Origin of the sequence: Nitrincola salilacus (genome assembly GCF_046271865.1) — a bacterium.
Taxonomy (GTDB): Bacteria; Pseudomonadota; Gammaproteobacteria; order Pseudomonadales; family Balneatricaceae; genus Nitrincola; species Nitrincola salilacus.
Genome location: NZ_CP176580.1, coordinates 2,818,114 through 2,835,127 on the forward strand (window position 1 = coordinate 2,818,114; position 17,014 = coordinate 2,835,127).

The following is a 17,014-nucleotide window of genomic DNA, read 5'->3' on the forward strand; positions in this document are numbered from 1 at the left end:
TTTGCTGATTATATCCTTTGCTGATTACCTTCTACTTTTACCAAGGATAACCCCATGAAGCTCTATGGCTCCACAACTTCTCCCTATGTTCGTCGCCTGAGAGTATGGATGGAAGATATTGATCACGAATTTATCGATATCAATATCTATTCGCCCGAAGGACGTGAAGTCTTGCTGACCATCAATCCGGCACTCAAAATACCCATGCTGCTGGATGACGCGCAACCTGTTTTCGATTCACGTGTTATTTTCAGCTATTTGAACAGCAAGCTGCAGAAAGAGACCTGCACGGTTGCAGATGAAAACCTGGTCACCCTGGTGAACGCAGCAAATGACTCGTTTGTAGAGATGTTTCTGCTCACACGCTCAGGCGTTGACACATCCCAGGATGCTCTTTTCTTCAACCTGCAACGTGAACGTATCACCACCTCACTCAAAGAGTTGGATCTACAAGCGCAGTCCGGCCACCTGGATAACTGGAATTTTGCCGCCATCAGCCTCTACTGCCTGATCGACTGGACACTGTTCCGTGAGCTGCATGACTACTCCACCCTCCCAAGCCTGAAAGCCTTCTATGATCGCCATGCAGACAAAGCTATTCTGGCCGCAACTGATCCACGTGTGTCGGCTTAATCTGCAAAAAACGGTTGACGCATTCGCGACAATTTCATAAGGTCTGCACCGCGGTCTCACAAGGACCGCAAACCTGATAGCCGGTCCCAACCCGACCGGCACTAAAAAAACAAAAACAGGCTGTTGCTGAGATCCAGTAACACATAAGGTGTTTACCATGAACCACGCCCCCGCGCCCTCTTCTATCGTTTTCAGCCACCCAGAATTTGACCAACACGAGCAGGTCTGCTTTTTCAGCGACCCGGACACAGGGCTCAAGGCAATTATTGCCGTACACAACTCCAATCGAGGCCCAGCCCTTGGCGGCTGCCGTATGTGGCCCTATGCCAGCGACGAGGAAGCACTGCGCGATGTACTGCGCCTGTCGCGTGGCATGACCTATAAATCTGCACTGGCTAATCTGGACCTTGGCGGCGGTAAATCCGTCATTATCGGCAATCCGCGTGAGCATAAAAGCGAGGCCCTGCTGGAAAAAATGGGCCAGTATCTGGAAAGCCTTGGCGGTCGCTACATTGCGGCCGAAGATTCAGGCACCAGCGTGCCAGACCTGAAGGTCATGGGTCGTCATACCAGCCATATCGGTGGCGTGACTGAGCAGATCGGGATCGATGGCAAGCTGAATAACGGTGATCCATCACCTGCAACCGCCTATGGCACTTTTGTCGGCCTGAAAGCTGCCGTGAAGCATCGCCTGGATCGTGATGATCTGAACGGTCTGAAAGTCGCTGTACAGGGCGTTGGCAACGTTGGCTATCGACTGGCTCAGCATCTGCATGCTGCCGGTGCGGAGCTTTATGTCAGTGATATTCATGAAGATCAGGTGGCTCGCGCCGTTAAAGAACTGGGTGCAACAGCCATATCAGCCGAAAAGATCCTGGATCTTGATGTCGATGTACTGGCCCCCTGCGCAATGGGCGCAATTCTGAACGATCACAGCATCCCGACTCTAAAAGCAAAAGTGATCGCCGGTGCCGCCAATAATCAGCTGGAAGCCGAGCGACACGATGCCCAGTTGATGGAGCGCGGCATTCTCTATGCTCCCGACTATGCAATCAATGCAGGCGGTATCATCGATATCTTCTATGAACGCACTGGATATGATGCGGCAAAAGTACGTGCTCATATCGAGTCGATCGGCGACACTCTGAGTGAGATTTTCTACCGCAGTGCCCTGAGCAACATCCCCACTGGCGCCATAGCGAACAAGCTGGCCGAAGAGCGATTCAAGGCATTGTAACTTAAGGTATTGTAACTTAAGGTGTTGTAACAACTCGTGTTCGTCGCTTGGCCAGGTCCGCGATTCCTCCTGCAGACCCTGGCCCTTGAGAGCCAACTCCCCGCGCAGCATGACGGGCAGTTGACTCTCTTTTTGCCCCTCACACCTATATCTGCCCCGTTTCCCCTCCTTGTCTCCATGTTGAAACAGCTTAAACAACTGATTTTGTTATGTTATTTATGGCTGGCTATAAAAACGACGCCAGATCGCGACAGATATTCCGTTAATGTCGCTTAAAAACAACTAACCAATCAATTAAATATTTGATATAAAACATATTTTTAATACTGGCACGATTGGTGCTCTATCTGCGTGAATGTTTGCTTCCAACCATGTCGAAAATCATGGAGCAGACATGTCTACAACACGATGGAGTACGAAACATGAAAAAATCCCTGATTGTCACCTTTCTCGTGATTGCAATCATTGCTGCCCTCACGCTCAGCTACAGTTCCTCGGCAGCCAAAGTCAATTCACACATGCAGTTGGCATTCTCTGAAGTCGATCTTGGCAATATTCTGCTGGCTTTGCTTGAGCGGCACAAACGACTCAACAATCGGCTATATGACACCTGGCTTTCCCTTAACTCCACTGTCGCTTCAACCCTGATTGGCGATATTGATATGCCTTTCGGTTTGTCAGTTTAAGCGGGCCATAAACTCAAACATAACAGGTATTTTCTTAGTGTCGCCAAATTGATACACATTAAATTATTGATTTATATATATTTTATATAAAACACTCTATTGATGTCTCTTAATGGCGACACATAAAAACAGATCGGGTAGGACACGCTCCTCGTAAAACAACATAAGCAACTGTTTTAAAATGATTTTTAATAATTTGGCACGACATATGCAATGCTACAGGCATGACTGCAGACATCGGCAGTTTATAGATTGCCGGATAGCAACAACCCATAAACAAAACGGAGTATGAGTCATGAAGAAGTCTCTGCTTAACACTACTCTGCTGCTGACATCAATCGCAGCGTTCAGTGCAAGCACCGGCATCCTGGCGAGTGATCATGAGACCGACTGCCATATTGCCTATGCAAAAATGGAACTGAGCAGTCAGGCAAATGCAAAAGATCAGGATGAGCCTCTTCAGCAGGAACTTACCGACTATCTGATAGAGGTTAATTCCGACGGTACCATACCGTCAGCTCCGAGTGAGAAACCCAGACTCTTTATGTAACTCTTTATGGAGAGTTCAGCTCGAATGGCACGCGGGCTGAACTCTCCAACCTAACATGGTGCGTCGCCGTGTCGCTTGAGTTTTGCCTCGTTCTTCTCTTGTTCTCAAGCTTTTGGGCTGGAAGCGATGTTCTCAGTACATCAATTCCAGCCCTTTTTTTATTCTTTCAACGACCTTTTCTGCTCATCCACCCTCACACAGCAGCGTTACTACACACCCTCTTCCAATCAATATATGTCTCCAAAAAGAGACATTATAAGATGCTGTTTTTAAATGACTTTTTTAAAACAATCACAGCGATGTCGCTTCTTCGCGACACTCAAGTGACAGAACCGTCCTGCTCCCACACCCACTTTTAAAATAACCATCTGTTTTTAATGAAGTTTTAATATTATGGCACGCATCCTGCTCTATCCATATCAAGGCGACACATTCACTACCACTCAGAACACGCCTTAATGCTTATCAAACAAAAGGAATAAATTGATATGAATAAATCACTGATTGCCGCATCACTTTTGCTGTTGTCCATGACTGCCTTTGCAAGCGAACATGGAGCAGGCGTTGATGCTGATGTACAGGGTGCCTTTTCGGCACTGGACGCTAATGAAGATAGTGTGATCTCACTGGATGAAGCTCAGGCTGATGATGAACTCATGACTCGTTTCGACGAAATCGATGCAGACGGTGATGGCGCCATCACCCTGGAAGAGTTTACAATTTACCTGGCACGCTGAGCTCACCAGGCTACTCACATCGTATTCATCCCCTCAGGTGCAATAGCCAGTGAGTAGCCTGATTCAAAACCTGAAATGAGTAATCATTAGTGTCTGGTTTGGTACCTGTTAAAGAACTGTTTAAACCCGCTTCCCTTCGACAATTAATGTTGTTTGGTTTTGCCCTCGCCCTCGTACCACTGGCGGTTCTGCTTTGGCAGGGCAGCAAGTCATTGAATGAACTCAATCAGTTGGCATTAACAGAGGCACAGAATGCTGTAGCAACTGTACGCCGCGCCGAAAATCTGAAAAACCGCATTACCGATATTGAACGAGCGGTCAGGCAATACGAGATCCTCAAAACAGATTCGCTCAAGTCATTGGCTCAGGGACATATCGTCAATTATCTCGAATCACTTGGCCGCGCTTGCGCCGACCTTCCAGAACAGGACACGACTGAGTTATGCGACACCCAATCCTCACTTATTGACTCGCTGTCTGAAACCTTTCATGAAGCATCCAGCGAGCGTCTGGACACGCTTTTCAGCGAAATATGGGAACACCAGTCTCGTCTGTCAACCACCATTGGACTTGAGCTGGATAAGCGCCTGGAACAGCAGCAGGCCCGTGCGTCCCTCCAAGAGCAACATCTGGCAATTCAGACAGTCCTGCTGGTGCTGTTGACCCTGGTACTGTTGATCTGGGCCAGCGGCCAGGTAGCCGCTCCTGTTAAGCGTCTGGACAGAATGATTCGTGCCATCGGCCAACAAAAGGACACCCTTTCGCCTGAGCAGATAGGTGGTCCCCGAGAGCTGAATGATCTGGGTCATCGCCTGCATTGGTTATCCGGGCGCCTGCAGCAGCTTGAATCCCTGCGTGTCGTGTTGCTGAGACATGCCTCGCATGAGTTGAAAACACCACTGGCCAGTATTCGCGAAGGCTGCTCTTTGCTGGCTGAACAGCTTGCCGGCCCAATGAATGACCGTCAGATGGAGATAGTTCACCTGCTCAACGGCAGCGCTGAACGGCTACATCAGTTGACAGAGCAATTACTCGACTATAATCGTCTATTGCAACAGGCCAGCCCTGAGCTCAGTACTGTAGAAGCGAAACCCTTGTTGGAGCAGGCGCTGGCAGAACATAGCCTGGCACTGCAACAGCGCGGGCTAAAGGTACATCTGGACTGCTCCGTCGCGAAGCTACATACCGATACTCGACTCTTCTGTCGCATACTGGATAATCTGCTTAATAATGCTCAGGCCTATGGCGCCGAAAACGGACAGATCTGGGTCCGCCTACATAAAAGCAAATCTTACATAGTGCTGGAGGTTGCCAATACCGGTCCATCTATACCGGAAGGGCAGGAAGCGCTGATGTTTGAGCCTTTCCAGCGTGGCGAGTTGCTCCGTGCGGATAGGGTGCAAGGCTCTGGTTTGGGCTTGTCGATCGTGGCGGATTGTGCCCGCTTGCTTCAAGGGCAGGCCGCCATCGTCAAACATGATAACGCCGATGTCTGCGTGCAGATAAAACTGCCGCAACTGACTGATATGGATAAAAGATGATCACTCAACACAAGTTTTTCCCGTTGGCACTGTTAACACTGCTGCTCAATGGCTGTGCATCAACACTGCAGACAACCGAACATGGCAGCGACTCAAATTCAATCACCCTGCCCTGGAGTGGCCGGGTTTTCTGTGCCATGCCGGAGGAAGGTCTATCGCTGAGCAACTCCCCCTGCAACCTTCTGGCATGGCAGAACTTCGCACATATGAGCCTGCAGATGAGTGATGACGCACGTCAGAAACTGTTGAGCGAACTGCCGGATACCGAGCTTGGCAGAGCCCAGACTGCGCTGTTGCAAAGCCACCCGGACAGCCCTCACCAGATCAGGCAACAGAATCAGTGGGTATTGATGGAGATGGCCAGCACATTACCGCCGGAGCTGGCCGAGTACTTCAGGTGGCTACTCAGACATCAACAGCAATTGCTGGAAACTGAACAAGCGGTCCACACTCTGACTCGTATGAATACCCAACATCAGCAGACGATCAGCCAGCTGGAGAAAGAGATCTCAGAAAAGAAAACCCAGATAGAGGCCCTGACTGAAATAGAGTCCAAACTCAATGCCTCATCAGCAGAGGAGTCCCGTGATGGCCAGTAGTGAGATTCACCCAATACTGCTGGTAGATGATGATCCCAGCCTGTTACGCCTGTTGACCTTACGACTGGAAAGCGAAGGCTACCAGGTACGTACTGCAGACGGCGCCCAGGCGGCTCTGAACCTGCTGAGTACAGACTCTTTTTCAGCCGTTCTGAGCGATCTGAGGATGCCGGGCCAGGATGGTCTGAGCCTGTTTGATGAGATCTCACGCCGACATCCGGGATTGCCGGTCATCATCATGACCGCCCACGGCTCCATTCCTGAAGCAGTGATGGCCACTCAGCGCGGCGTGGTGGGTTTTTTGACCAAACCACTGAATCATGATGATCTGCGCCGAACCCTGCATGATGCGATTCAGCAGGCCCATGTGCCGCAACAGGGTGAGTGGCGCAAAGAGATCATCTCACGCAGCCGGATCATGGAGGATCTACTTGAGCAGACTTATCGCATCGCCCAACGCGATGTCAGCGTACTGATCAGTGGAGCCAGCGGTACCGGTAAGGAGCTGCTGGCTCGTGCCATACATAATGCCAGCCCTCGTGCAGACAAGCCTTTTGTTGCGATCAACTGCGGGGCCCTGCCGGAGCATCTGCTGGAGTCAGAACTGTTCGGGCACGCTAAGGGAGCATTCACCGGCGCCGTCAGCGAATATCAGGGGTTGTTCCGCGCGGCCGATGGCGGCACGCTGTTTCTGGATGAGATAGGCGATATGCCGCAATCACTGCAGGTTAAACTGCTGCGTGTATTACAGGAGCGTCAGGTACGCTCTGTGGGCAGCAGCCGCAGTGTTGCGGTGGATGTGCGGGTACTGTCTGCCACCCATCGCCATCTGCCAGATGCCATGGCTGACGGCAGTTTCCGCGAGGATCTCTACTACCGCCTCAATGTCGTCAATCTGAACCTGCCGAGTCTGCGCGAGCGAGCCGAAGATATCCCGCTGCTGGTGCGCTATGTATTGCAGCAAAGTGCCGAGCGCTATCAGATAGATGTGACCCGCTTCTCGGATGATGCGATGCAACTGCTGGTCACCGCAGCCTGGCCCGGTAACGTTCGACAACTGGTCAACGTTGTCGAACAGTGCGCGGCTCTGACTCAGTCACCCGTGATCCACTCAGCCTTGGTTGAGCAGGCGCTGCTGGAAGATCGCAGCATCTGGCCGACACTCAGCGATGCCCGCGATCAGTTCGAACGGCGCTATCTGATCCGCGTTTTGCAGATGACCGATGGACAGGTCACCCGCGCTGCTGAGCTGGCCGGTCGTAACCGAACCGACCTCTACAAACTGCTGAAGAAACATGGCCTGTCGGCATCGGATGTGGTCGTGACAAAAGAAAAGCAGGCCTGACTTCTCTTCAATGAGCTTCCTATTAAGAGATCCAGGGAAAGAGCGCTCGTCGCTCCCTCTCACTCAACTCACAGACACGCCGGATATTGCGATCAGGTATGCCGTCAGCATCAGGATGGCGCTCTATTGCTGCGGCGACACTTGCCTCACGCAACAGATGAAGTAGTGGGTAAGGCGCACGGTTTGTCAGATTTTCGGCATCCTCAGGCAGGGTGCCGCCAAACTGATAGTGCGGGTGAAAACTGGCAATCTGATACCGATCCACACGATCAATCGACACCAGGCACGCATCGGCCAGATCCAGAAAATCATTGTAATCAAGAAAGTCTGGCCAAAGGTTCGGAAAAGCCAGAATCGTCGTTTCCAGCGCTTCAGGCTGGCTGTCATCCAGCCCTTTCAGCTCACTAACCATCAGGGCCAGCGCCTCCTCTTGCGTATCCACCAGGCTGACCAGAATACGAACCTGCCCATCCCGCCAGGGTTTGTGTGCAAATGGACACAGATTAAGGCCTATCACCACCTGCTCCAGCCACTGCTGTACCAGCCCGGTTGCCTGAGGGATATCCTGCGCGGTTAATGCCATGTCGAGAAAGGGCCTCTGTTGAAAAAAAAGGGATATTTTATCACAAATCAGTTTGCAGCCTGCTGTATCGCTTGCGCACAGAAATCATCGCTATACACTGCACTCTTTCGCCAGTCTGCAATACTGTCACTGCAATATGTCATACTGTAAGACAGGATGTGGCTGTGCTGACAACCATCATCAGAATAACCATCAGATCAACTGAATGTCAGGAGAAGGGTACGTGGCCGACTGGACAGCAAAAGACAGCATCACCCTTTACAACGTCGACCGCTGGGGAGCAGGCTATTTCAGTATTGCCGAGGACGGCGATGTAGTGGTCAGAGATTCGGAAAGCACCGCTCAGGTGAGCTTTCCTGAAATCCTGCAACTGATTCAGGATAAAGAACTGGAACTACCGGTTCTGATTCGCTTCCCGCATATACTTCATCATCGGGTAGCCAGCCTGGTAGGCAGCTTTCAGCGTGCGATCGAGCAGCAGAGCTATAACGGGCGGTTTACCCCGATCTACCCGATCAAAGTCAACCAGCAGCGTCATGTGGTGGAAGGCATCGTCGAGGGGCAGAAAAAAGTTCTGGATGGTCATGTCGGTCTGGAAGCTGGCAGCAAACCGGAACTGTTGGCTGTACTCGCAGTAGCCGAGCCCGGCAAATCCACCATCGTCTGCAACGGTTACAAGGATCGAGACTATATCCGCCTGGCTTTGATCGGCGAGCGCCTCGGCCATAAGGTTTATATCGTGCTGGAAAAATCCAGCGAACTGCACGACGTGCTGAAAATTGCCGATGAGCTGGGTGTTGAGCCACGTATCGGTGTGCGGGCACGTCTGTCCACGGTCGGCAAGGGCAACTGGCAGGATACGGGCGGCTACAAATCCAAGTTTGGTCTGTCGGCCAGCGAGATACTGCACACCATCGAAATACTCAAGTCACGCGACCAGATCAAGGCTTTCCAACTGCTGCACTTTCATCTGGGCAGCCAGATCGCCAATATTCAGGATATTCAGGTTGGCCTGCGTGAAGCCGCGCGCTTTTATGCGGAACTGTCGATGCTGGGTATTCCAATCAAAGTGGTCGATGTTGGTGGCGGTCTGGGGGTTGATTACGAAGGTACGGCGTCGCGCAACATTTGCTCAATGAACTACTCCATTGACGAGTACGCGAAGCGCGTGGTGCATGCCTTTCACGATATTGCGCTGGAATATGATCTGCCGCATCCCGATGTATTCAGCGAATCGGGTCGCGCCGTCACCGCGCACCATGCGGTGCTGATGACCAATGTGATCGGGATCGAAAGCCAGAAGGTTCATCATCTGGATCCACCGGATGATAACAGCTCAGTGCTGATGCAGAACATCTGGCAGAACTATCAGGATGCACTGATACGTGAGCGCAGCCTGTATGAGGTGTATCACGACCTGGTCGCGTTCACTCAGGATATCAATCAGGGCTTCACCCATGGCAGTCTGAGCCTGTCGGAACGTGCCCAGTGTGAACAGGTGATGCGTGCCACCGCCTTCCATCTGCTGCACAGCCTGAATCCGGCCAAGCGCCCGCAGCGTGTGATTATCGACGAGCTGAACGAGCAGATGGCCGACAAGCTGTTCGCCAACTTCTCTCTCTTCCAGTCGCTGCCGGATATCTGGGGGATCAAGCAGATTTTCCCGATCATCCCGCTGCACGATCTGGATCAGGAGCCCACTCGTCGTGGCGTGATCCGTGATATCACCTGCGATTCCGACGGCCGTATCGACCATTACGTAGATGGCGAAGGGATAGAGACCACACTGCCTTACCCACCGATGGAGGTCGATAACTCGCTTCTGGGCTTCTTCCTGGTAGGTGCCTACCAGGAGATACTGGGCGATCTGCATAACCTGTTCGGTGATACCGATTCGGCTAATATCATCTTCAATGTGGAGGGCAAAGCCGAGGTCAGTTACTCGCAGCGTGGTGATACCGTCAGCAAAGTGCTGCAGTACGTCAATTTCGATCCGCAAACGCTGATGATGCAGTTGGAGCGCCAAGTGGCCTGTGCCGATGTCACGCTTGAAGAGCATGACTCGTTCATGGAATGGCTGCGCAGCGGCCTGGGGGATACCACCTATCTGGATCAGCCCAATAGCTGATCCAGAAAACTATCTGCGTGGCCGCTGCTGGGTTAAAAACCCGGCAGCTCCGACATCCAGGGGGTCAGATCGCCAATCTGGCGGCTGACCCACTCATCATTGTAATAGGTATCCAGATAGCGCTCGCCCTTGTCGCACAATACCGTGACGATAGAACCCTGCTCGCCTCGCTCAAGCATCTCCTGCGCCAGTTGCAAAGCTCCCCAGAGATTCGTCCCCGTGGAGGCACCGGCCTGACGCCCAATCCCCAGCTCCAACCAGCGCATGGTCGCCAGTGATGCGGCATCTGGCACTTTGATCATGCGATCAATCACCGAGGGTACAAAGGAGGGTTCAACTCGTGGCCGCCCTATCCCCTCGATACGGCTACCGTTGCTGGAAGTCAGGGTCAGATCCTTCTGCTGATAGGCATCAAAGAACACTGAGTTTTCAGGATCAACCACCACCAACTCAGTCTCAAAACGACGATAGCGGATATAGCGCCCCAGCGTGGCCGAAGTGCCTCCGGTGCCGGCACTCATCACCAGATAACGCGGGATCGGAAAACGCTCCTGCGCCATCTGCGAGAAGATACTGTCGGCAATATTATTGTTGCCACGCCAGTCAGTGGCACGCTCGGCATAGGTGAACTGATCCATGTAATGGCCATCGAGCTCACTCGCCAACCGCTCAGATTCTCCGTAAATCTGACTGCTCTGATCCACAAAGTGACAGCGACCACCATAAAACTCCACCTGCTCGATCTTTTTGCAGGCGGTCGAGGCAGGCATCACGGCAATAAACGGCAGCCCCAGCAGGCGGGCGAAATAGGCTTCCGATACAGCCGTTGAGCCAGATGATGCTTCAATAACCGGTGCACCCTCACGGATCTTGCCGTTACACAAACCATATAGAAACAGCGAGCGGGCCAGACGATGCTTGAGGCTGCCGGTCGGATGCGTGCTCTCATCCTTGAGATAGATATCGATCCCCTTCAGCTCCGGCAAGACCAGTTTAATCAGATGGGTATCTGCCGAACGTTGAAAATCAGCATCTATCTCTCGTATCGCATTATTGACCCAGTCGCGCATCGCTCTACAACACCCTTTTGAATTTGCAGTTTAAGTTATTAGCTTATGATGCAAAAGAATATCATCACCGCTGCCTGAAAGCTCTATTCAGCTCCACCAGATGGCGCTGCTTTTCCGCTGTCGTTAACCAACTGCCAGTAAACGCATTGCGCGCCAGATCCTGCAGATGCTCACGGGTAATGGGCAGATGCTCGACCAGGACACGATAGTTATCACCGATATAACCGCCAAAATACGCGGGATCGTCTGAGTTCACCGTGGCCTGCAGACCTTTTTCCAGCATGGTCAGAATAGGATGCTGTGACATATCCTGAACCACACAGAGCTTAAGATTCGACAGTGGGCATACCGTCAGCGTCAGACCACGCGTGCGGATCTCATCCACCAGTGACTCATCCTCCAGCGAGCGGTTGCCATGGTCGATGCGATCCACCCCGATCAGATCCAGCGCCTGCCACACATACTCCGGCGGCCCCTCCTCACCCGCATGTGCGGTGATCTTCAACCCCAGCTCACGGCAGCGTGCAAAGACTCGCGCAAACTTTTCAGGCGGATGGCCCTTTTCGGAAGAGTCCAGCCCCACACCCTCAATGTATTCCAGATATGGCTCCGCCTGTGCCAGTGTTTCAAAGGCACTCTCTTCCGACAGGTGGCGCAGAAACGACATGATCAAACGGAAGCTGATCCCAAGATCGCGCTCGCCATCCAACAGCGCCTTGTGAATACCATTGAACTGAGTCTCGAAGGAGACACCCCGCTCCAGATGCCCCTGAGGATCAAAGAAAATTTCGACGTGCACCACATTATCCCGATGCACCCGCTGCAGATACGCCATCGTCAGATCATAGAAATCCTGCTCGGTGATCAACACCGACATCCCCTGATAGTAAAGATCCAGAAACTCCTGCAGATTATTGAACTGATAAGCCTTATGCAGGCTTTCAACATCGGGATAGCTCAGTTTCACGCCATTACGTTCTGCCAATTTGAACAGCAACTCTGGCTCCAGACTACCCTCGATATGCAGATGCAGCTCCGCCTTGGGCATACGAGCAACAAGATCCAGTAACGCCTCTTTCATATACTCCCTCCTTCAGTATTTATGTTGTTATAGCATTCTTTAGCAGCAGATGCCGAAAATGAATCAGGCACGTATTAAACATCTGTTTTTTCACTCAGGGGGAAGCTCATTTACCATCACTGGTGTATGATTATCAGTTCCTGGGCTCTCTGCTCAAAATGATCAATTTAAAACCAACTCTCGTCACAGGACTGACACCAGATGAAAACTAAACTTTCCCTGGCTATTACTCTCGCCTTGTTCAGCGCTGGCATGCTCAGCGGCTGCAGCGATGATAAAGAGCCAACAGCATCTACCGCACAACAGGAAGCCCAGAAAGATATCGCAGCCCCCATGCTGAAGTATATCCCGTCTGACTCTCCTTACTTCATGGCATCACGCGAAACACTTCCCGAAGAAGATGCCTTCGCCCTTTATCAACGCATGCAGCCCCCAGGAAGCCTGGAGACAGATCTGGAAGATCTGCGCGAGATACTGCACGAAATCGATGATGAAGTGCTGTATTCGCTGATGGAAGTCTTCATCGCCATGGGTGAAGAGATGGTCGGTGTAGAAACACTCGAAGATTTTCATGCACTGGGCCTGAAAATGGGCCCTCAGATCGCGTTCTATGGCCTGGGTATATTGCCGGTTCTGCGAATGGAGTTGCAGGATGAAGACGCCTTCCGCGAAATGCTGCTGCGTATCCTGGCCAAGTCTGATACCACTCTGGTTTCTGCCTCAACCGACGGCACTGATTACTGGGTTCTGACACCAGAAGGTCCAGTCATGGCGATCATGGCCATTATCGATCAGCAACTGGTCATGTCTGTCGTACCCCAGGGTGCCAACGATGCCCTGCTGTCGCATGTGCTGGGTAAAACACTGCCCGACAGTAACATCGCTGATACCGGTGAACTGTTAGAGATCGAGAAACGCCATGGCTTCACACCTTACGGTGCCGGGCAGATTTACTCTTCACGCCTGCTGAATGAACTGAGCACACCGACACATGCCGGTACTCATGCTCTGATGGAAGCCGTTGATGCAGAACTGCTGGACTTGTCCGCCTGCCAGGCTGATATCGACCGTATCACCAACCGCTTCCCCGGCCTGGTGATAGGCGCGCGCGAATACAACCTCAATCGCATGGAGATGAACATCATCCTAGCAACCGATAAGGATATCGTCAGCGACCTGCGTGCAGTAACCGCTTATGTACCGGGCCTCGGCAGCACAGATGGTATGGCCAGCTTCGGACTGGGTCTGAATCTGCCTGTTCTGGTTCAGACCGCGCAGAAATATGCTCAGGAAGTACGCGACAACCCCTTCAGCTGTGATGAACTGCAGGATCTGAACAGCAGCTGGAATGAGATCAACATGGCGATCAATAACCCGGTTACCATGATGATCGGACCTACCCTGTCTGGCTTCAGAGCTCGCATCGACAGCCTGACCATGACAGATGGTGAGCCTGACGGCACCGGTATTCTGACCCTGGCGTCGCAAAACCCACTGGCGCTGCTGTCTGCTGCAAGCTCCTTCGTACCTGATCTGGTATCTCTTGGGCTCGAGCCTGGTGGAGATGTCAAAAAGGTCGAGAGCATGATGCTGCCACCAGACGCACCAGAAATGTATGCGGCCATGTCCGACAATGCCATTGTACTGGGCGTTGGCATCAGCGACTCCTCACTGCTGAAAGATCAACTGCAGGCTCCATCAACCGAGCGTGATCTGCTGCTGCATGGTCATGTGAATGGTGAGTTTTATAAATCTCTGGCTGATTTCATGGAACAGATGGGTCCCGACGACGACATGACCGAGTTCGATATCGATCTGCTCAAGCAGTATGGCGAGATCTACAAGAACATGGAGTACTGGTTCAGAGTCGATGACGAAGGCGTCGAAATGAGCTTCTCGATGGAATTGAACTGATATCTGACAGCTCTTGAAAGTCAAAAAACCCGCTGATTAGCGGGTTTTTTTATGTCCATGGATGGACGGTATGCTGGCAATGCAGGAGCAATTGCCAGCGATGGTCTGGGCTATTCCTTCTGAGCTTTACAGCTCAATATCGGTTTCACTCGTTTTATTGGAACGGCCTGACAAGACCTTACGCGAGATACTTTTTAATAGTGCTCCACGATCACTCACCTCAAAGCCTCGCTTGTTAATGCGTTTGATCTTGCTGCCAATCAGCTTTTGAATCCGCTCCAGGGTTTGCTCTTCTTCGCGGCTGACAAATGAAATAGCACTACCTGCCGCCCCTGCCCGTCCGGTACGACCGATACGATGCACGTAATCTTCCGGTAAGTAAGGCAGGTTAAAGTTAACAACAAAATCCAGGCCCTGAATATCCAAACCACGGGCAGCCACTTCGGTAGCAATCAACACCTGTAATTTAGCCGATTTAAAATCGGCGATAGCACGGCGACGGCTTCCCTGGTTTTTATCACCATGGCAAACCGCAGCGTTAACCTTCGATTTTTTCAGCTCAGCCAGCAACCGGTCGGCTTGCTCTTTAGTGCTGGTAAACACCAACACCTGAAACCAGTTATGCTCCGCCAATAGTTGCTTAAACAGTTCAACTTTACGGCCTTCTTCCACCGGATACACCACATGGTTAACCGTATCGGCCGTACTATTGGTTTTAGCTGCACGGATCTGCTGATGATTATGCAGAATCTTATGCGACAACTCATTGACTGCAGGTGAGGTTGTGGCAGAAAACAGCAGGGTCTGGCGCTTAGTTGCCGTCATCTGCATCAGCTTCAGCACATCGGTGCTGAAGCCCATATCCAGCATGCGGTCCGCTTCATCCAGCACCACAAATTCCACGTCACTCAATATGACATTACCCAGCGCCATATGCTCTAACAAACGGCCGGGGGTGCTGATCACAATATCAACACCTGCGGTTAATTTATTGGCCTGGCCACCCATTTTCACGCCACCGTATAATGCCGTCACACTAATAGGCAAAAACTGCGCATAGGCACTTATCGCGTTGGCTAACTGCTCTGCCAATTCGCGGGTTGGCGTCAGGATCAACGCCCGCGGCCGGCGCTCTTTGGTGGCTTTGGGTTTATCCAGCATCCGTTGTAATACCGGAACAGCGAAAGCAGCGGTTTTACCGGTACCGGTTTGCGCAGTAACCTGTAAATCCTTACCACGGCGGGCAGGCACAATGGCCTGGGCCTGAACCGGTGTCATTTCACTGTAGCCATACTCGACCAGAGCGCGTTGTAAATCTGGAGCTAAATCTAAAGATGAAAATTGCATCAGAGTTCCTCTGTAGCATCGCTACAGCTATAAATTTGGGCAGAATCAGTCTGCGGTTGCATCACTGTCACGAGGCTTGTGCTGGCAAGCTCTGGCCAGAATTTCCATGTAGAACTCCGGCAACTCCTGCGCCACGGCAGCATCAATATGTTTGTTGATTTCAGAGGTAAAGATCTTTTCTGCGACCTCTGCTGACGCACCAAAGCGGCAATCGAAAGTCCAGTAATCCATGCCCTCAGGTACAGACTTACGGCGCTCTCTGGCAAGGTACTTTTTAATATCATGCTTAATAGAGTCGACCAAACGAGCCGTGTTCAGCTTAGAGTGTGTTAAAGCAAATGTCTTTTTCATAAAATTCCTACTGGTGTGCACTCAGGAGCAAAGCTGAACGCGCTGAATAATGCGCATATTCTACATGGATAGGCGACAGAAAACTGCCACTATCTGCTATGAGGGTGGCTCGCCCCGCCGTTCCACCCAGCGCAGGCTCTTTGGTCGTACCTCGGAGTACTAGGCCTGCAGCGCTATCAGTTTAATAGCCAATTATGGCCGGATCAACCAGCACCATCGCAACGCTGATGGTGCTGGTTGATCCGGCCATTTTTTGATCCTATAATTTGTTTCTTCAGGCAAGCAAGGATCTCGTGTTCTGTCCTACTGACTTGCCGAAGGGGGGCAACGGCGAGACGAGGCCCCCACTCCCCTCCCCACGTACGTCGAAAAGACTAATCAGATGCAGTCTATCTCTCACAATACCATGCGTAAGTATCTGCGCTTATCCGAAGAGGTTATTCAAGCACCGCAGTCCAGCCGTACCAAGAGTTTGCTGATGGCTCGAATCGAAAGACCCTGGCCGTTATCGTACAGTGCTTTGATTTTATGAATCACAACCCACTCCTTCAAAACCCTTCCCCTTGTTCGTCATCAGGTGCGGGGAACACAGCAACCCTAAAGAGCCATGTTAATATGAACCACGGTTCATCCCCGCAGGTGCGGGGAACACGCAGCCAGCATTTTGATAACTGCGACAGGGTCCGGTTCATCCCCGCAGGTGCGGGGAACACTTATTTGCTTCGCGCCGGTAGTGTCGCCAAGCCGGTTCATCCCCGCAGGTGCGGGGAACACGCTGTATATTCGATAGTAACTGGTATTTTGAGCGGTTCATCCCCGCAGGTGCGGGGAACACATGTATGTCTGGGGCGATATCGCTAAGAGATTCGGTTCATCCCCGCAGGTGCGGGGAACACGAGATCTTGAGCTGGATAGTCACCGTCGCTTGCGGTTCATCCCCGCAGGTGCGGGGAACACGGCTCCTGCCCGGCAAATCAGCTACTAGAAACCGGTTCATCCCCGCAGGTGCGGGGAACACTGATGGCGGTATAACGTGGTCATCGCCAACATCGGTTCATCCCCGCAGGTGCGGGGAACACGCTGGTATGAGAGATTTGAATTCAGAATGGGGCGGTTCATCCCCGCAGGTGCGGGGAACACTGGATCATCAACCAGCACATTCACCTGGCCAGCGGTTCATCCCCGCAGGTGCGGGGAACACGACAGAATAAA

Annotated in this window: 15 protein-coding genes and 1 CRISPR repeat array (1 of these 16 cut by a window edge); of the genes, 10 read left to right on the top strand and 5 right to left on the bottom strand. The window is 52.0% G+C overall.

The features are described from left to right. The first annotated feature begins 54 nt into the window (after positions 1–54). The 8 genes from ACK3CJ_RS13230 to ACK3CJ_RS13265 all read left to right on the top strand — a co-directional run bounded on the left by ACK3CJ_RS13230 (position 55) and on the right by ACK3CJ_RS13265 (position 7,328). Positions 55–633, top strand: coding sequence for a glutathione S-transferase family protein (locus tag ACK3CJ_RS13230; protein WP_409522687.1), 579 nt, complete (start codon positions 55–57; stop codon positions 631–633). A gap of 157 nt (positions 634–790) precedes the next feature. Beyond that, positions 791–1,870, top strand: coding sequence for a Glu/Leu/Phe/Val dehydrogenase dimerization domain-containing protein (locus ACK3CJ_RS13235; protein WP_409522688.1), 1,080 nt, complete (start codon positions 791–793; stop codon positions 1,868–1,870). Between the two features lie 422 nt (positions 1,871–2,292). After that, positions 2,293–2,556, top strand: coding sequence for a hypothetical protein (locus tag ACK3CJ_RS13240; RefSeq protein ID WP_409522689.1), 264 nt, complete (start codon positions 2,293–2,295; stop codon positions 2,554–2,556). Between the two features lie 295 nt (positions 2,557–2,851). Then, positions 2,852–3,106, top strand: a complete 255-nt coding sequence (locus tag ACK3CJ_RS13245; protein ID WP_409522690.1) for a hypothetical protein — start codon at positions 2,852–2,854, stop codon at positions 3,104–3,106. A 488-nt stretch (positions 3,107–3,594) separates the two neighbouring features. Continuing rightward, entirely contained in the window at positions 3,595–3,843 is a 249-nt protein-coding gene (locus ACK3CJ_RS13250) for a hypothetical protein (RefSeq protein WP_409522691.1), read from the top strand. An 89-nt stretch (positions 3,844–3,932) separates the two neighbouring features. After that, positions 3,933–5,384, top strand: a complete 1,452-nt coding sequence (locus ACK3CJ_RS13255) for a sensor histidine kinase (protein WP_409522692.1) — start codon at positions 3,933–3,935, stop codon at positions 5,382–5,384. Continuing rightward, the gene (locus ACK3CJ_RS13260) at positions 5,381–5,983 is read left to right on the top strand and encodes a hypothetical protein (RefSeq protein ID WP_409522693.1); all 603 of its coding nucleotides are present in this window, start codon (positions 5,381–5,383) and stop codon (positions 5,981–5,983) included. The genes ACK3CJ_RS13255 and ACK3CJ_RS13260 overlap by 4 nt, the downstream gene beginning before the upstream one ends. Next, entirely contained in the window at positions 5,973–7,328 is a 1,356-nt protein-coding gene (locus tag ACK3CJ_RS13265; RefSeq protein WP_409522694.1) for a sigma 54-interacting transcriptional regulator, read from the top strand. Before ACK3CJ_RS13260 ends, ACK3CJ_RS13265 begins: the two co-directional genes overlap by 11 nt. A gap of 22 nt (positions 7,329–7,350) precedes the next feature. Here ACK3CJ_RS13265 and ACK3CJ_RS13270 read toward each other — a convergent pair whose 3' ends face one another. After that, the gene (locus tag ACK3CJ_RS13270) at positions 7,351–7,911 is read right to left on the bottom strand and encodes a DUF1415 domain-containing protein (protein WP_409522695.1); all 561 of its coding nucleotides are present in this window, start codon (positions 7,909–7,911) and stop codon (positions 7,351–7,353) included. A gap of 223 nt (positions 7,912–8,134) precedes the next feature. On the opposite strand from ACK3CJ_RS13270, the gene speA reads away from it, so the two are divergent. Continuing rightward, entirely contained in the window at positions 8,135–10,039 is a 1,905-nt protein-coding gene (speA, locus tag ACK3CJ_RS13275; RefSeq protein WP_409522696.1) for a biosynthetic arginine decarboxylase, read from the top strand. A 32-nt stretch (positions 10,040–10,071) separates the two neighbouring features. Here speA and ACK3CJ_RS13280 read toward each other — a convergent pair whose 3' ends face one another. Next, positions 10,072–11,109, bottom strand: a complete 1,038-nt coding sequence (locus ACK3CJ_RS13280; RefSeq protein WP_409522697.1) for a PLP-dependent cysteine synthase family protein — start codon at positions 11,107–11,109, stop codon at positions 10,072–10,074. A gap of 64 nt (positions 11,110–11,173) precedes the next feature. After that, positions 11,174–12,190 (bottom strand): adenosine deaminase, encoded by a 1,017-nt coding sequence (locus tag ACK3CJ_RS13285; protein WP_409522698.1) that lies wholly within the window; start codon positions 12,188–12,190, stop codon positions 11,174–11,176. 201 nt (positions 12,191–12,391) lie between these two features. On the opposite strand from ACK3CJ_RS13285, the gene ACK3CJ_RS13290 reads away from it, so the two are divergent. Further along, positions 12,392–14,104 (top strand): hypothetical protein, encoded by a 1,713-nt coding sequence (locus ACK3CJ_RS13290; protein WP_409522699.1) that lies wholly within the window; start codon positions 12,392–12,394, stop codon positions 14,102–14,104. Positions 14,105–14,230: 126 nt separating this feature from the next. Here the strand turns inward: ACK3CJ_RS13290 and ACK3CJ_RS13295 are convergent, their stop codons facing one another. Together ACK3CJ_RS13295 and ACK3CJ_RS13300 are read right to left on the bottom strand one after the other, a co-directional pair. Beyond that, a complete protein-coding gene (locus tag ACK3CJ_RS13295; RefSeq protein WP_409522700.1) occupies positions 14,231–15,451 on the bottom strand; it encodes a DEAD/DEAH box helicase in 1,221 nt (406 codons plus the stop codon). Positions 15,452–15,496: 45 nt separating this feature from the next. Beyond that, on the bottom strand, positions 15,497–15,802 hold the full coding sequence (locus ACK3CJ_RS13300; RefSeq protein ID WP_409522701.1) for a DUF6172 family protein: 306 nt from the start codon (positions 15,800–15,802) through the stop codon (positions 15,497–15,499). A 623-nt stretch (positions 15,803–16,425) separates the two neighbouring features. Continuing rightward, a CRISPR array of direct repeats spans positions 16,426–17,014; the repeat unit is 29 nt; unit sequence CGGTTCATCCCCGCAGGTGCGGGGAACAC; it runs 1,941 nt beyond the window's last position.

Excerpts from the sequence above, each read along its gene's own strand:
- ACK3CJ_RS13230 (WP_409522687.1), top strand. The coding sequence starts at position 55 with ATGAAGCTCTATGGCTCCACAACTTCTCCCTATGTTCGTCGCCTGAGA.
- ACK3CJ_RS13235 (WP_409522688.1), top strand. The coding sequence starts at position 791 with ATGAACCACGCCCCCGCGCCCTCTTCTATCGTTTTCAGCCACCCAGAA.
- ACK3CJ_RS13240 (WP_409522689.1), top strand. The coding sequence starts at position 2,293 with ATGAAAAAATCCCTGATTGTCACCTTTCTCGTGATTGCAATCATTGCT.
- ACK3CJ_RS13245 (WP_409522690.1), top strand. The coding sequence starts at position 2,852 with ATGAAGAAGTCTCTGCTTAACACTACTCTGCTGCTGACATCAATCGCA.
- ACK3CJ_RS13250 (WP_409522691.1), top strand. The coding sequence starts at position 3,595 with ATGAATAAATCACTGATTGCCGCATCACTTTTGCTGTTGTCCATGACT.
- ACK3CJ_RS13260 (WP_409522693.1), top strand. The coding sequence starts at position 5,381 with ATGATCACTCAACACAAGTTTTTCCCGTTGGCACTGTTAACACTGCTG.
- ACK3CJ_RS13265 (WP_409522694.1), top strand. The coding sequence starts at position 5,973 with ATGGCCAGTAGTGAGATTCACCCAATACTGCTGGTAGATGATGATCCC.
- ACK3CJ_RS13270 (WP_409522695.1), bottom strand. The coding sequence starts at position 7,911 with ATGGCATTAACCGCGCAGGATATCCCTCAGGCAACCGGGCTGGTACAG.
- ACK3CJ_RS13280 (WP_409522697.1), bottom strand. The coding sequence starts at position 11,109 with ATGCGCGACTGGGTCAATAATGCGATACGAGAGATAGATGCTGATTTT.
- ACK3CJ_RS13285 (WP_409522698.1), bottom strand. The coding sequence starts at position 12,190 with ATGAAAGAGGCGTTACTGGATCTTGTTGCTCGTATGCCCAAGGCGGAG.
- ACK3CJ_RS13290 (WP_409522699.1), top strand. The coding sequence starts at position 12,392 with ATGAAAACTAAACTTTCCCTGGCTATTACTCTCGCCTTGTTCAGCGCT.
- ACK3CJ_RS13295 (WP_409522700.1), bottom strand. The coding sequence starts at position 15,451 with ATGCAATTTTCATCTTTAGATTTAGCTCCAGATTTACAACGCGCTCTG.
- ACK3CJ_RS13300 (WP_409522701.1), bottom strand. The coding sequence starts at position 15,802 with ATGAAAAAGACATTTGCTTTAACACACTCTAAGCTGAACACGGCTCGT.